The organism is Arenimonas sp. GDDSR-1 (genome assembly GCF_025980345.1).
Taxonomy (GTDB): domain Bacteria; phylum Pseudomonadota; class Gammaproteobacteria; order Xanthomonadales; family Xanthomonadaceae; genus Arenimonas.
Genome location: NZ_JAPDUI010000047.1, coordinates 1 through 14,192 on the forward strand (window position 1 = coordinate 1; position 14,192 = coordinate 14,192).

The 14,192-nt window shown below is 62.1% G+C and carries 13 protein-coding genes and 1 tRNA gene; 7 read left to right on the forward strand and 7 right to left on the reverse strand.

All coding sequences use genetic code 11. The annotated features are described in order from the left end of the window. The 3 genes from rocF to Q0W88_RS07995 form a co-directional block, all read left to right on the forward strand. Positions 1-858 (forward strand): arginase (gene rocF / locus Q0W88_RS07985; protein ID WP_297801928.1); only part of this gene is annotated, 858 nt, incomplete at its 5' end. 15 nt (positions 859-873) lie between these two features. Further along, on the forward strand, positions 874-1,005 hold the full coding sequence (locus Q0W88_RS07990; protein ID WP_297801930.1) for an entericidin A/B family lipoprotein: 132 nt from the start codon (positions 874-876) through the stop codon (positions 1,003-1,005). A gap of 6 nt (positions 1,006-1,011) precedes the next feature. Then, positions 1,012-2,325 (forward strand): tryptophan--tRNA ligase, encoded by a 1,314-nt coding sequence (locus Q0W88_RS07995; protein WP_297801932.1) that lies wholly within the window; start codon positions 1,012-1,014, stop codon positions 2,323-2,325. 6 nt (positions 2,326-2,331) lie between these two features. Here Q0W88_RS07995 and Q0W88_RS08000 read toward each other — a convergent pair whose 3' ends face one another. Genes Q0W88_RS08000 through pdhA form a run of 4 tightly spaced genes read right to left on the reverse strand, consistent with a single transcriptional unit; the run spans position 2,332 to position 6,081 of the window. Then, complete coding sequence (locus Q0W88_RS08000; RefSeq protein WP_297801934.1) at positions 2,332-2,721, reverse strand: VOC family protein; 390 nt, start codon at positions 2,719-2,721, stop codon at positions 2,332-2,334. Then, positions 2,721-4,025 (reverse strand): dihydrolipoamide acetyltransferase family protein, encoded by a 1,305-nt coding sequence (locus Q0W88_RS08005; RefSeq protein ID WP_297801936.1) that lies wholly within the window; start codon positions 4,023-4,025, stop codon positions 2,721-2,723. The genes Q0W88_RS08000 and Q0W88_RS08005 overlap by 1 nt, the downstream gene beginning before the upstream one ends. A 2-nt stretch (positions 4,026-4,027) precedes the next feature. Continuing rightward, positions 4,028-5,008 carry an alpha-ketoacid dehydrogenase subunit beta gene (locus Q0W88_RS08010; protein WP_297801938.1) on the reverse strand — a complete coding sequence of 327 codons (981 nt, stop codon included), beginning with the start codon at positions 5,006-5,008 and terminating at the stop codon, positions 4,028-4,030. Then, a complete protein-coding gene (gene pdhA, locus Q0W88_RS08015) occupies positions 5,008-6,081 on the reverse strand; it encodes a pyruvate dehydrogenase (acetyl-transferring) E1 component subunit alpha (RefSeq protein WP_297801940.1) in 1,074 nt (357 codons plus the stop codon). Before pdhA ends, Q0W88_RS08010 begins: the two co-directional genes overlap by 1 nt. A 98-nt stretch (positions 6,082-6,179) precedes the next feature. Here pdhA and kynA point away from each other — a divergent pair, with 98 nt between their 5' ends. Beyond that, positions 6,180-7,031: a tryptophan 2,3-dioxygenase gene (kynA, locus tag Q0W88_RS08020; protein ID WP_297801942.1), complete on the forward strand. Its 852-nt coding sequence runs from the start codon at positions 6,180-6,182 to the stop codon at positions 7,029-7,031. Between the two features lie 117 nt (positions 7,032-7,148). Continuing rightward, a complete protein-coding gene (locus Q0W88_RS08025; protein WP_297801944.1) occupies positions 7,149-8,654 on the forward strand; it encodes an oligopeptide:H+ symporter in 1,506 nt (501 codons plus the stop codon). A gap of 57 nt (positions 8,655-8,711) precedes the next feature. Here Q0W88_RS08025 and Q0W88_RS08030 read toward each other — a convergent pair whose 3' ends face one another. Next, positions 8,712-12,365, reverse strand: coding sequence for an EAL domain-containing protein (locus Q0W88_RS08030; protein ID WP_297801946.1), 3,654 nt, complete (start codon positions 12,363-12,365; stop codon positions 8,712-8,714). A 161-nt stretch (positions 12,366-12,526) separates the two neighbouring features. On the opposite strand from Q0W88_RS08030, the gene Q0W88_RS08035 reads away from it, so the two are divergent. Together Q0W88_RS08035 and Q0W88_RS08040 are read left to right on the forward strand one after the other, a co-directional pair. Beyond that, positions 12,527-13,351 (forward strand): alpha/beta hydrolase, encoded by an 825-nt coding sequence (locus tag Q0W88_RS08035; protein ID WP_297801947.1) that lies wholly within the window; start codon positions 12,527-12,529, stop codon positions 13,349-13,351. A 26-nt stretch (positions 13,352-13,377) separates the two neighbouring features. Beyond that, positions 13,378-13,451, forward strand: a tRNA-Gly gene (locus tag Q0W88_RS08040). A gap of 7 nt (positions 13,452-13,458) precedes the next feature. Here the strand turns inward: Q0W88_RS08040 and Q0W88_RS08045 are convergent. Both Q0W88_RS08045 and Q0W88_RS08050 read right to left on the reverse strand, forming a co-directional pair. Beyond that, the gene (locus tag Q0W88_RS08045; RefSeq protein ID WP_297801949.1) at positions 13,459-13,722 is read right to left on the reverse strand and encodes a hypothetical protein; all 264 of its coding nucleotides are present in this window, start codon (positions 13,720-13,722) and stop codon (positions 13,459-13,461) included. 38 nt (positions 13,723-13,760) lie between these two features. Continuing rightward, positions 13,761-14,192: hypothetical protein (locus Q0W88_RS08050; protein ID WP_297801951.1), on the reverse strand; the 432-nt coding region annotated here is incomplete at its 5' end.

Here is a 14,192-nt window from a genome sequence, read left to right on the forward strand (position 1 = left end):
GCCTCGATGGGGCCGGAAGCCCTGCGCGTGGCCGGCATCGCCGAAGCCCTGCGTTCGCATGGGCTGGATGTGCTGGATTACGGCAATGTCCAGGGACCGGTCAACCCGTGGCAGCCACCGACCGAGGGTTACCGGCACCTGCCGGAAGTGGCGGAATGGAACCGCCTGACCATGGAAGCCGTTTCCGCCAGCCTGACGCGCGGCGAATTGCCGATCGTGCTCGGCGGCGATCATTGCCTGGGCATCGGATCGATCACCGCCGTAGCTCGGCATTGCCGCGATACCGGCAAGAAGCTGCGCATTCTCTGGTTGGACGCCCACGCCGATTTCAACACCAGCCAGGTCACCCCGTCCGGCAACATCCACGGCATGCCGGTGGCCTGCCTGTGCGGCCTCGGTCCGGATGAACTGACCCAGCTCGGTGGCGCCAAACCGGCCATCCAGCCCGAGGAAATCCGCCAGATCGGCATCCGTTCGGTCGATATCGGCGAGAAACGACTGGTGCACCGTTATGGTCTCGACATCTACGACATGCGCTACATCGATGAAGTCGGCATGAAGCGGTCCTTGGAGGAGGCGCTCGAAGGCGTCGACGAAAACACCCACCTGCACGTCAGTTTCGATGTCGACTTCCTCGATCCGTCCATCGCCCCGGGCGTGGGCACCACGGTGCCGGGCGGTCCGAACTACCGCGAAGCGCAGCTGGTGATGGAAATGATCGCCGATACCGGCCGGCTCGGCTCGTTGGACATAGTTGAATTAAACCCGGCTTTCGATGAACATAACAAGACCGGCGCACTCGCCGTGGATCTGGTCGAAAGCCTGTTCGGAAAATCGACCCTGATGCGCATTGATTAACCCTGAGGAGTACGTATGAAAAAGCTCGTTACCGCCCTGCTGACCCTGTCGTTCGTTCTGGCCCTGTCGGCCTGCAACACCATTGAAGGCGTCGGCAAAGACGTCCAGAAAGCCGGCGAGAAAGTCGAAGACGCCGCGAAAAACTAAGTCCCCATGGCCAACCAGCGTGTCCTGACCGGCATCACCACCTCCGGTACGCCGCATCTGGGCAATTACGCCGGTGCCATCCGCCCGGCCGTTGCCGCCAGCCGGCAGGCCGGCGTGGAAAGTTTCTATTTCCTTGCCGACTACCATGCGCTGATCAAAGTGCAGGACCCGGCGCGTGTCCAGCAATCCACGCTGGAAATCGCCGCCTCCTGGCTGGCCTGCGGTCTGGATCCGGATAAGGTCTGGTTTTACCGGCAATCCGATATCCCTGAAATTCCGGAGCTGACCTGGCTGTTGACCTGCGTGGCCGGCAAAGGCCTGCTGAACCGGGCGCACGCCTACAAGGCGGCGGTGGATAAAAACACGGCCGACGGCAACGATGCCGACGCCGGCATCACGGCCGGATTGTTCATGTATCCGGTGCTGATGGCCGCAGACATCCTGCTGTTCGGTGCCCACAAGGTGCCGGTCGGGCGCGATCAGGTCCAGCACATCGAAATGGCGCGCGATTTCGGCGCGCGTTTCAATCATCTCTACGGCCAGGCCCATTTCACGCTGCCCGAAGCGGTCATCGAGGAATCCGTAGCCACCTTGCCGGGCCTGGATGGCCGCAAGATGAGCAAGAGTTACGACAACACCATTGCCCTGTTCGCCGATGCGGCGACGCTGAAGAAACAGATCATGGGCCTGCTGACCGACTCGAAGGCGCCGGGTGAGCCGAAGGATACCGAAGGTTCAGCCCTGTTCCAGCTCTATCAGGCCTTCGCCACGCCGGAGCAGACCGCCGCTTTGCGTCAGGCGTTTGCCGAAGGCATCGCCTGGGGCGATGCCAAACAACAGCTGTTTGCGGTCATCGATGCCGAAATCGCGCCCATGCGCGAACGCTACAACGCCTTGATGGCCGATCCGGCCCGCATTGAATCCATTCTGCAGGCCGGCGCGGTCAAGGCCCGTGCCATCGCCACGCCGCTGCTGCGGGAATTGCGCCATGCCGTCGGTCTGCGCAATCTGGGCAGCGTCCTGCCGACGCAGTCGAATGCATCACATGAAAAACCGGCTTTGCCGGTGTTCAAGCAATACCGGGAAAAAGACGGCAAGTTCTATTTCAAACTCAGCCACGCCAATGGCGATACCTTGTTGCAGAGCCACGGCTTCGACAATCCGCGCGAAGCCGGTGCGTTTCTGGCCAAAATCAAAGCCGAAGGCAAGGCTGCGTGGCACAGCCTGAGGGATGTCTCCGAGATGGCAAGCTTGGTGGAAGAAACGCACGTGCTTGAAGCGCTTGAAGCAATTTTCAAGGATGCCGCCGCTGCGCTTTGAGTTTTTTCAGTCCCAGCGTTTCGCGTTGTCCGCGGTCAGTTTTCCTTTCGGCCGAACTACGCAGAACCGGTGGCCGGTCGGTGCCTGCATCACCACCCAGCGGGAATCGTAAGGCCGCGCAATCTCCAGCGCGCCGAAGGCTTTCAGGCGCGCCACTTCGGCTTCGATGTCGTCGCTTTCGATATCCAGATGCACGCGGGATTCGTGATCGACCTTCTGTACTTCGACGTGCAGATCGCCGCGCATTTTTTCCAGAACGGCGTACCGGTCCAGGCCGTCTTCGTCCGGGTCAGCAATATCCAGCCCCAATGCCTTGCTCCAGAATGTCGCGGCTTCGCCCAAATCGCCGCCCTGGCAGTCAATCATGAAACCGGCAAGGCGGCTGCGATGGGCCATCAGCGGGACCGTTGCAGATCGTCGATCATCGCTTTCAGGAAGCGGGCGGCTTCGCCGCCGGTGGCGGCGCGGTGATCGAAGGTCAGCGATATCGGCATCATCCGGTGCGTTTCCATGCCACCCAGCACCGGGACCACGGCGTGATACAGACGACCGGCGCCGACGATACATACGCACGGCGGCACGACCACCGGCGTGGCGTATTTTCCGGCGAACACGCCGAAATTGGAGAACATCAGCGTGTAGCCCGAAAGGTCTTCCGGCGGCAAGGTGCGGTTGCGAACGCCGTCACGCAGGCGGTTGAGTTCGGCGCGCAGCGTTTTGCCGTCGCGCGAGTCGCAGTGTTTGAGTGAGGCGACGAACAGGCCGTCGGCCGAGTCGATGGCGACGCCGATGTGGACTGCGCTGTGCCGGCGCAGGGTGCCTTCCTTCGCGTTGAGCCAGGCGTTCATCGCCGGTTCGGTCTTGGCGGCTACCGCCAGCGCGCGCAGGGTGCGCACGGTGATGTCTTCACCCGCCGCCCAGGCGCTGAGGTCGGCATCGTCCATTAATGTGGTCGGAACCACCTCGGCATGCGCGGCACTCATCGAGCGCAGCATGTTGCGGCGCACGCCGCGGATCGGTTCGTCTTTGTCATCGCCGGCCGGCGGCGGCATGAAGGCCGGCGGCGGGGTTGCAGGGCGCTCGCTGGCCATAACGGGTGCCGCCGCTGCCGGAATTGCGGACTGCATCGATGGATTGGCGGCTGCCGCTTTCACATCGGCCAGGGTGATCACGCCGTCGGCGCCGGTGGCGCGCACGCGGGCGAGGTCGACCTTCAGCTTTTTCGCCAGTGCACGCACGGCCGGCATGGCTTTCACACCGCCGATGGCGATGGCCTGTTCGCTACGCACGGCGTTCGAGCTTTCCATGGCGCCGACCACGGTGCCGGCATCGCCGTCCGCTTCTGCAGCCGCTGGTTCCGGTATTGCGGTCGGTGTCGCCGCCGGTGCGGTGTGTGCCGCCGGCGCGCCGTGGTGATGTCCGGTGTCCTGGGCATCGGCGCGTTGCGGCAGACTCGGATCCAATTCGATTTCGACCAGCACCGCGCCGGTCAGGATGACATCACCGGGCTGTCCGGCCAGTGCCAGCACTTTGCCGGAGAACGGCGAGGGCACATCGACCACGGCCTTGGCGGTTTCCATCGACACAAGCGGCGCATCCAGACGGACCACATCGCCGATCTTGACATGCCATTCGACGATTTCGGCGTCCGGCAGGCCTTCGCCCAGATCCGGCAGATGGAAGGGTTTTACTGTGCTCATAATCAGCTCGCGGCAAGGGTGCGTTTGGCGGCGGCGACGATTTTTTCGACGCTCGGCAGGTATTTCATTTCCAGACGGAACAGCGGAATGTGCGTGTCGTAGCCGGTGACGCGCTCGACCGGCGCGACCAGGTCGTACATCGCTTTTTCGGCCAGCTGCGCGGCGATTTCGGCACCGAATCCGGCGGTGCGCGGCGCTTCATGCACGATGACGCAGCGTCCGGTCTTTTTCACCGATTCGTGGATGGTATCGAAGTCGAGCGGTTTGACGGTAGCCAGATCGATCACTTCCGCGCTGATGCCGTCTTTGGCCAGGGCATCGGCCGCTTCCAGGGTTTCTTTGACCTGCGAGCCCCAGGTCACCAGGGTCACATCGCTGCCGTCGCGCAGCACGAAGCAGACATCCAAAGGCAGGGCTTCGCCGTCATCCGGCACCTCTTCCTTGTATTGCCGGTAGATGCGTTTGGGTTCGAAGAAGATCACCGGATCGGGATCGCGGATGGCGGCCAGCAACAGGCCATAGGCGCGCTGTGGCGAACTGGGCATGACCACGCGCAGGCCGGGCACATTGGTGAAGATGGCTTCGTTGGCTTCGCTGTGGTGTTCCGGCGCACGGATGCCGCCGCCCCAGGGCACGCGCAGCACCATCGGGCAGCTCATGCGGCCGCGGGTGCGGTAACGCAGGCGCGCGGCGTGGCAGATGATGTGATCGACCATGGGATACATGAAGCCGTCGAACTGCGCCTCGGCAATCGGCTTCATGCCCTGGGCGGCCAGGCCGACGGTCAGGCCGGCGATGGTGGTTTCGTCCAGCGGCGTATCGAGGATACGCTCGGGGCCGAATTCCTGGATCAGGCCAGAGGTGGCGCGGAACACGCCGCCGTTGATGCCGACGTCTTCGCCGAGCACCATCACGCTCGGGTCGCGGCGCATTTCATAGGCCATGGCCTGGGTCAGGGCTTCAATGAGGGTGATTGCGGCCATCAGCGTTTCTCCCAGCCCAGCGCCTGTTCGCGCTGCTCGGCCACGTCATGCGGCAGTTCGGCGTACAGGTAATCGAACATCGCTTCCACCGGCTGCACAGCGGTGGCCAGATAGGCATCGACCTCGGCATCGGCCCAGGCGTTGGATTCAGTAATCCAAGCAGTTTCTTCGTCTTCGCTCCACCAGCCCTGCGCCAACAGGTAGGATTTCAGGCGCTTGACCGGCTCGCGCTGCCAGGCCGCCTTGACCTGTTCGTCATCGCGGTAACGGCGGGCGTCATCGGCGGTGGTGTGGTCGGACAGGCGATAGGTGATCAGTTCCAGCACGGTGCCGCCGTGGCCGTGGCGCGCGCGCTTGACCGCATGCGCCACCGCGGCTTTGACCGCGATGATGTCGTTGCCGTCGACTTGCAGGCACTCCAGACCGCCGGCCAGCCCCTTCTGGGCCAGGGTTTTGGCACCGGTCTGCGCTGTGCGCGGCACCGAGATCGCCCATTGGTTGTTGATGATGCACAGCACGAAGGGCAGGCCATAGGCGCCGGCCGAGTTGATCGCGGCATAGGTATCGGTTTTCGAGGAACCGCCGTCGCCGACGCAGGCCAGGGCCACGCGCGCTTCGCCGCGCAGTTTGAAGGCCAGCGCGGAGCCGGCCGCGTGCAGGCATTGGGTGGCGATCGGCACGCACCAGGCGAAATCATGGGCCGGGCCGGAAAAATCGTTGCCGCGTTCATCGCCGCCCCAGTACATCAGCACTTCGCGCGGTTTCACGCCGCGGGCGAACTGGGCGCCGTATTCACGGTAGCTGGGCGCGAACACGTCGTCGATCTGCAGGCTGGTGCCGATGCCGATGTGGGCTGCCTCATGGCCGAGGCAACTGGCATAGGTACCGAGTTTGCCGGTGCGCTGCAGGGCCACGGCCTTGGCATCGAAGCAGCGCACTTTCAGCATTTCCTTGTACAGATCGACCAGCTGCGTGCGGTCGCGGGCGAAGTCGGGGAGATCGGGATTGACGATGCCGCCGTCGGCATCCATGTACTGCAGATAATCGATTTCGAAACGTACGCCGGATTCCATTCAGGGCTCCTGGAAGCTGTGGCAGGGCATCCCGCCGGGAACGGAAATAGTGTAGCCGATAAGTTAAACTGGCGAGGTTAAGAAACCGTGAGCCTGCCATGACCGAACCCCGCAACCAACGCCCGCTTGAAGACGGCATCACCACCGACTTCAAGGACCGCATGAGCTACGGCGGCTACCTGCGTCTGGACCGGATCCTGAGCGCGCAGCATCCGCTGTCGGATCCGCCGGTGCATGACGAAACCCTGTTCATCATCCAGCACCAGACCTCCGAGCTGTGGATGAAGCTGGTCATCCATGAGCTGCGGGCGGCCTTGGCCCAGCTGCGCGAAGACGACCTCGGTCCGTGCCAAAAAATGCTGGCGCGCGTCAAGCACATCCAGAAGCAGCTGACCGAACAGTGGTCGGTGCTGGAAACCCTGACCCCGAGCGACTACATGCAGTTCCGCCATGTGCTCGGTTCCTCTTCGGGGTTCCAGTCGCACCAGTACCGGGAAATCGAGTTCCTGCTCGGCAACAAGAACGCGCATTACGTGAAGGTGTTCGACTACGATCCGGACATCCACCGGCACCTGACCGACACCCTGAACGCGCCCAGCCTGTACGACGAATTCCTGCGCCATCTGGCCCGGCGCGGCCACGCCATTCCGGCCGAATGCCTCAACCGCGACTGGTCGCAGCCCTACGAGAAACGCGAGGCGGTCATCGCCGCGTTCGAGCGCATCTATGAAAACACCGAGGCGCACTGGGAGGCCTACCACTTCTGCGAACAGCTGGTCGACATCGAAGTCAATTTCCAGCAATGGCGTTTCCGTCACCTGAAGACGGTCGAGCGCATCATCGGCTACAAGCCCGGCACCGGCGGTTCCTCCGGCGTGGCCTTCCTGAAGAAAGCCCTGGACCTGAGCTTTTTCCCGGAATTGTTCGAGGTGCGGACCCGTATTGGCTGAAAAGTGTCGGATTTTCAGGCAATTGCGGCTTTTTTCGGAAAAAAGCTGTCAATCGCCGGTGTTTTAATTATGATGAAGCACCGTTCCACCATTAAAACAAACCAAGGGAGAGTCCGCATGAGCGGAGCAGTCGACACCGGAAACACCGAATATACGCCACCCGCGTTTGACCAGATTCTCGGGCATCCCAAGCCCCTGTGGATGCTGTTCATGGCCGAATTCTGGGAACGCTTCGCGTTCTACGGCATCCGTTGGGCCATGGTGCTGTACATCGTGGCGCAGTTCCACGGCGGCGCCGGTACCGGCGAGAAGCCGGCCAGTGAACTGTACGGCGCCTATCTGGCGCTGGTGTACGCCGGCGCCATCTTCGGCGGCTATGTGGCCGACAAACTGATCGGCTTCCAGCGTTCGATCCTGACCGGCGCGGTGATCATGGCCATCGGCCTGTTCATGATCGCGATTCCGAACGAGGAAATCTTCAAGCTCGGTCTGGCCACCATCATCGTCGGCAACGGCCTGTTCAAGCCGATCATCTCGACCATGGTCGGCAAACTGTATGCCACCTCCGACCAGCGCCGCGATTCCGGTTTCACCATCTTCTACATGGGCATCAACATCGGCGCCATGATCGCCCCGGTGATCACCCAGGTGCTGGCCCAGCGTTATTTCGGCACCACCGAAACCCCGGCCTACAAAGTGGTGTTCCTGACCGCCGGCATCGGCATGGTCATCAGCCTGTTCTGGTTCTATCTGGGCCGCAGCCAGCTCAAGGGCATCGGCGCCGCCGAAGCCGGCAGTGGCATGGGCCGCGTGGCCGGTGTCGCCGCAATCGGCGCCCTGATCGGCATTCCGTTGTTCTACTTCCTGCTGACCATCGATGCCATGTACCTGCAGTACCTGTTGATGGCGCTGATCGTGGTGCCGGCCGTGATGCTGCTGCGCGAGGGCATGCGCGACGGCGCCGTGGCCCGCGACAAGGTGCTGGCCATGCTGTCGATCTTCTCGTTCAACGTGCTGTTCTGGATGTTCTTCGAACAGGCCGGCAGCTCGTTCAACTTCCTGGCCGAAAAAATCGTCAACCGCAACTTCGGCACCTGGGAATTCCCGACCGCCTGGTTCCAGTCGGTCAACTCGGTGGCCATCATCACCCTGGCGCCGGTACTGGCCTGGTTGTGGGTGCGCATGGGCAAAGCCAACCCGTCGATTCCGCGCAAGTTCGGTCTGGGTCTGATCTTCAACGGCCTGGCCTTCCTGCTGCTGATGTACGCGCTGACCAATCTGATCGACCCGGTCACCTTGATGATTCCGTTCTGGGTGCTGTTCGCCGTATATGTCATCCAATCCATCGGTGAGCTCTGCCTGTCGCCGATCGGTCTGTCGATGACCACCAAGCTGGCGCCTGCCAAACTCGGCGGTCTGGCCATGGGCTGCTGGTTCCTGTCGATTGCCATCGGCAACAATCTGGCCGGCATCTTCGCCGGCGAGGTCAGCGGCGAAGGCGGCATGACCGCAGCCTCGGCGCTCAGCGGCTACACCTTCGGTTTCTACGCGCTGGCCGGTGCCGGTGTGGTGCTGTTCCTGATCGCGCCGCTGATCCAGAAACTGATGCATGGCGTGAAATAACGCCGCCTGCAGGCAAAAACGAAAAGCGGCCTTCGGGCCGCTTTTTTTCGGGACCCGTCAAGGCGCCCGCACCAGCCCGATCCGCGTTTCGAAGTCCCCGATCGGCTCCGGCCGGCTGAAGTAATAGCCCTGATAGTGGTCGCAGCCATGGCTTTTCAGGAATGCCCATTGTTCTGCGGTTTCCACCCCTTCGGCGATGACCTTCATGTTCAGGCTGTGCGCCATGTTGATGATGGTGCGCACGATGGCTTTGTCGCTGTCATCCATGGCCAGATCGCGGACGAAGCTCTGGTCGATCTTGAGCTGTTCGATCGGAAGGCGCTTCAGGTACTGCAGCGAGGAATAGCCGGTGCCGAAGTCGTCGAGCTCAAAGCCGATGCCGACTGAACGCAGCACCGTCATTTTCTCGATCATGGCATCGATGTCGTCCAACAGCATGCTTTCGGTGAGTTCGAGCTTCAAGCAGGCGGGATTGATGCCGTGGCGTTTGATCAAGGACCGGATCTGTGCCGTGAAATCGCCCTGGTTGAACTGCCGCGCGCTGACGTTGACCGCGATCGACAGCGCGGCGGTGGCCGGATTACGCTGCCAGACGGCGAGCTGTGCGCAGGCGGTCTCCAGCACCCAGCTGCCGATGGCAACGATCATGCCCGTGTCTTCGGCCAGCGGTATGAACTGGAAGGGCGGAATCATGCCGCGCTCCGGATGTTTCCAGCGGATCAGCGCTTCCGCGCCCAGCGCCTTGCCGGAATTGTCCATCTGGATCTGGTAGTGGAGTTCGAACTGCTTGCGTTCAATCGCCGCGCGCAGTTCATTTTCGAGATCGGCGCGGGCGGAAATCGCGGCCTGCATGCCCGGGTCGAAGAAGCGCAGGGTGTTCGGACCGACGTGTTTGGCCTGGTTCATGGCGATGTCGGCCTGGCGCAGCAGCTCGTCGCCGCTGGTGTCGTGGTTGTGGAACAGCGTGATGCCGATGCTGAGCGTACTGTGATGGATATGTTCGGCCAGACGGTACATGCCCGACAGGGCCGCGATGATGCGGGTTGCGGCCGACTCGGCCGCCGCCGCCGCTTCTTCGATGTTCTCGTCAAGGCCTTCGAGCAGCACGACGAACACGTCGGGGCCGATGCGCGCCACGGTATCGCCTTCGGAAACGCAGCGGCCCAGACGCACGGCCACGTCCTGCAACAGCAGGTCGCCGATGTCGTATCCCAGGGTTTCGTTGACGGTCTTGAACTGGTTGAGATCGAGCAGGATCAATGCGCCGCGGTTGTCCCTGCGGGTGTTGGCGACCAGCGCGTGTTCGATGCGGTCGATCAGCAGGCGCCGGTTCGGCAGCTGGGTCAGGGCGTCGTAGAAGGCGAGGTTGTGGATCTTGGCATCGGCTTCCTTGCTCAGGCTGATGTCTTCCAGCGAGGCCACATAGTTGGTGATCTCGCCGTTTTCATCCCTGACCGTGTTGATGATCAGGTATTGCGGATAGACCTGCCCGTTCTTGCGCTTGTTCCAGATCTCGCCCTCCCACATGCCGGTTTCCTTGATGACGTACCACATCACTTCATAGAAATAGCGGTCCTGGCGGTCGGAGCTCAGAATCCGGGGCGTCTTGCCGATGACATCCTCTGGTTCGTAGCCGGTGATGGTGGTGAACGCGCGGTTGACGCGCAGGATGACTTTGTTGGGATCGGTGATCATCATGCCTTTCGAGGTTTCGAACGCGGTCGCGGCGATGCGCTGGTTGTACTCGGCGGTATCGCGTTCGACGGCGATACTGACCAGCTGCGCCGATTCCTCGATCATGGCGATGTCGGAAGGTTCCGGCGTATGCGGGTGGCGATGGTAGATGGCGAAGCTGCCGATGACCGCATGCGCGGCCGACAGTATCGGCTGCGACCAGCAGGCCCCCAGGCCCGCACGCCGGGCGATGTCGCGGTAGGGGGTCCAATAGGGGTGGCTGGCGATGTCCTCGACCACCACGCGTTCGCCGGTGAACGCGGCGGTGCCGCAGGACCCCCGGCCGACGCCGATCTCGAGGCCGATCACCGCATTGTTGTAGAAATTCGGCAGGCTGGGTGCGACGCCACTGGCAAAGTGCTTGCCGTCCCGGTCGAGCAAAAGCACGCTGCACAACATGCCGGGATTCAGCCGTTCGATGCCGGTAACGATGGCCTGCAACGTCTGCTCCAAGGATGCGCCGCCGGCGAGCATGACCAGAATGTCGTTGTGCAGCTTTTTGTAATCGTCGTCGCGCTTGCGGCTGCTGATGTCGGTGTGCATGCCGATGGCCCGCAGAGGCCGGCCCTCGGCGTCGCGTTCGACCACCAGACCGCGGTCGAGAATCCATTTGTAGCCGTTTTCCTTGCACAGCACCCGATGTTCATTGACATAGACCGGCGTGCGGCCTTCGAGATGTTCGTTCAGTGCGCGCATTACCTCGGGTTTGTCCTCGGGATGCACGCGCTTTTCCCATTCGGTCAAGCTGCTGCTGATTTCATGTTCGGCGAAACCGAGCATGCGCTTCCACTGGGTGGAAAAGAAAACCGTTCCATCGGCGATGTTCCAGTCCCAAAGCCCGTTGCCGGTACCTTCAATGGCGAATTTCCAGCGCTGTTCGCTTTCCTTCAGGATTTCGCCTTGCTGGCGCAGGGTCAGCAGCAAGGTGTTGAAGCCGGTGATGAGCGCGCCGATTTCATTGTCGCGGGTCACCGGCAGGGGTTCCGGTGCATGCTCGGATTTGGCCAGTTCGGCCAGAGCGTCCATGGTGGTGAACATCGGGCGCAGCTCGCGGCGCAGCAGCCACCACATCAGGCTTCCGGCCAGAAGCGTCAGCAGGCTTCCCGCAATGAAAACATTGCGCTCCAGGGCATACACCGGTTCGAAGGCTTCATCGGTCGGCAACGAAGCCACCACCGACCAGCCCGCGATCGGAATCGACCGGCTGGAGGCCAGGACTTCTTTGCCGAACCGATTGACGGTGATGCCGGTTCCGTCCCACCCGTTCAGATGCCGGTCGATCAGCGGATTGACGCCCGGCGGCGGCTGCTTTTCCAGAACCCGGGTCTTGCCGGAGCTGGTGATGATGGTGCGCGATTTCTTGTCCTGGAGGACGTAATAGCCGGTCTTTCCGAAACGGCTGCTGGTGATGCTGTCCAGAAAGCTCGGCTTGCTCAGGTCGATAGCGCCGACCAGCGCCCCGATGACCCGGCCGCGGGTATCCCGGACCGGCGCAGAGAGTGGAATGATCGGAGCGTTCAGTTTCCGGCTGATGACCGGGCGCCCCACGGTCTGGCGGCCTTCGGCATTGATGTAACCGCGGTCCGAATAATCCATGCCGTTACGGTTGATGGTGTCCGGCATCGACGCAATCACGACGCCTTGGGCATTGACGACATAAGCGCCCGCCAGGAAATCGCGCAGCAGCAGGGGCCGTTGCACGATCTTGGCCTGTACGGCCCCGGCACTGCTGAAGTCGGCCGTTCCGAGTTCATTCGCCACATACTGCAGATTCTGGAGTCGGAGGTCGATGTCGTAATTGATCTGGCGGGCGACGAGGCTGGCAGTGGCCATCTGACGCTGGCCAATCTGGCTGATCATATCGCTGCGCAGTTTGCGCTCGGAATAGAGCAACAAGCTCCAGATACCCAACACGAACACCGCTAGGCTGAACAGCGTAACCCGGGCCTGCAGCGATTTGGGCAGAATTCTGCGCATTGCCTCGGTCTCATGAATCGGACATACGGTTCAAACTATACACTTTTGTGTCGGGCATGGAATCATATTAGAGTCGGTTAATGCGATGCGGCTGGAGCCGATTTGACGCCCGCTGCAAAAATGCGAATGATAACGGCGAACGGCTGATAGGGAGTATCGGCATGCCCATGGGGACCGCCAAGTCGCAGGAAGTCCTGCGCAAGAACAACGTGACTGTTGCCGGCAATGTCCGGGCCGCCGGTACGCTGGTGTTCGTGCATGGTTTCGGCACCGACCAGACCGCCTGGGAGGCGGTGACGCCGGCATTCGCCGCCGACTGGCGACTGGTGCTGCTCGACAATGTCGGCGCCGGCGCCTCCGATCCGGCCGCCTTCGTGGAAAGCCGGTACCACGATCTTGAAAAGTACGCCGATGATCTGCTCGACATCGCCGATGTTCTGGAGCTGGAAAAGGCGACGCTGGTCGGACACTCGGTCGGCGGCATGGTCGGCATTCTCGCCGCCAACCGTGCGCCCGAGGTGTTCGGGAAACTGGTGCTGATCGGCGTTTCGCCGCGCTACCTGCAGGACACCGATTACCCCGGCAACATGTCCAATACCGATGTGCGGGATGTCTACGAGGCCATCCGCAACGACCATCTGGAATGGGCCATGAATTACTCGCTGCTGGCCTTGCAGAATCCAGAGCGGCCCGAGCTGTCCGAGAGTTTCGCCAAAACCCTGTGGAAAATCCCGACCGAGCGCGTGCTGACCGTGCTGCATTCAATCCTGCAGATGGATTTCCGCAGCGAACTGCCGCGGGTCAGCGTGCCGACATTGATCATCCAGTCGCGGGAGGACGCATTCGTCCCCCTGGCCGTGGCGGAGTACATGCACAACACCATCCGGGGCAGCCGGCTGCAGGTCATCGACGCCTTCGGCCATCTGCCGCACATCAGCGCCCCGGCGGCGGTGACCGCGGCCATGCAGGACTTCCTCAGGCCCTAGTGCTTGACCGTATAATCGGAGGCAACGCGGGTGTCGTTCAATGGCAGGACCTGAGCTTCCCAAGCTCAAGACGTGGGTTCGATTCCCATCACCCGCTCCAGACGCATTTAGGTTTGGCTGAATTTTCCGGAGCCGGCGGCGATCCACATCACCATGCCCATCACCGCCATCACCAGCACGATGATCAGCGGAATGGCCAGTGCCGGGTTGCGTTGGCTGAGAACGCCGATGGCCACCGAAACCAGCGGCAACAGCAGCAGCCGGTTGCCGGCCCAGCGGTGCAGCCCTTCAATATCATTCACGCGCGCGTAATCCACGATATTCAGAATCCGGTTCGTACCGGCGAAGCGCACGGCCAGCGCTGCAATCAAAAGTATTCCGGCAGCAAGGAATGGAACAATCGTGGCGATCACATCCGCCACCAAGCCAACGCGTTCGTGTCGTGATTCCAATACAGGTGGATGGCATCGCAGCGGCCGTCGCTGAGCACCAGCGCCTGGGCCTTGGCATCGGCCTTGCAGCCGGGCAGGGGGCTGCCGCCCAGCGCCTCGGGCCGGCAGTCAGGCGCGGCGGTGTCCAGTTCGGCCGGCAAGCCACAGATGGCATCCTGTCGCGCGCTATCGATGGCGAATACCAGCCGTTGCGGGCCGGTGGCGTTTTCCACGGTCACCGTAACTTCTTGCGGGTTTTGCACGAAGCGGATTTTCTCGGCGATGCCGTTGCCGTCCAGATCGGCGTACAGAATATCGAGCGAAGACGCGCCGCAGAGACCGGACAGCAGCAGGGCGGTGAAGACGGGAAGCGTTAAATTTATGCGCATGGTGGTGGCCTTGGGCGTGAC

Excerpts from the sequence above, each read along its gene's own strand:
- Q0W88_RS08005 (WP_297801936.1), bottom strand. The coding sequence starts at position 4,025 with ATGAGCACAGTAAAACCCTTCCATCTGCCGGATCTGGGCGAAGGCCTG.
- kynA (WP_297801942.1), top strand. The coding sequence starts at position 6,180 with ATGACCGAACCCCGCAACCAACGCCCGCTTGAAGACGGCATCACCACC.
- Q0W88_RS07995 (WP_297801932.1), top strand. The coding sequence starts at position 1,012 with ATGGCCAACCAGCGTGTCCTGACCGGCATCACCACCTCCGGTACGCCG.
- pdhA (WP_297801940.1), bottom strand. The coding sequence starts at position 6,081 with ATGGAATCCGGCGTACGTTTCGAAATCGATTATCTGCAGTACATGGAT.
- Q0W88_RS08010 (WP_297801938.1), bottom strand. The coding sequence starts at position 5,008 with ATGGCCGCAATCACCCTCATTGAAGCCCTGACCCAGGCCATGGCCTAT.
- Q0W88_RS08000 (WP_297801934.1), bottom strand. The coding sequence starts at position 2,721 with ATGGCCCATCGCAGCCGCCTTGCCGGTTTCATGATTGACTGCCAGGGC.
- Q0W88_RS08030 (WP_297801946.1), bottom strand. The coding sequence starts at position 12,365 with ATGCGCAGAATTCTGCCCAAATCGCTGCAGGCCCGGGTTACGCTGTTC.
- Q0W88_RS08035 (WP_297801947.1), top strand. The coding sequence starts at position 12,527 with ATGCCCATGGGGACCGCCAAGTCGCAGGAAGTCCTGCGCAAGAACAAC.
- Q0W88_RS08025 (WP_297801944.1), top strand. The coding sequence starts at position 7,149 with ATGAGCGGAGCAGTCGACACCGGAAACACCGAATATACGCCACCCGCG.
- Q0W88_RS07990 (WP_297801930.1), top strand. The coding sequence starts at position 874 with ATGAAAAAGCTCGTTACCGCCCTGCTGACCCTGTCGTTCGTTCTGGCC.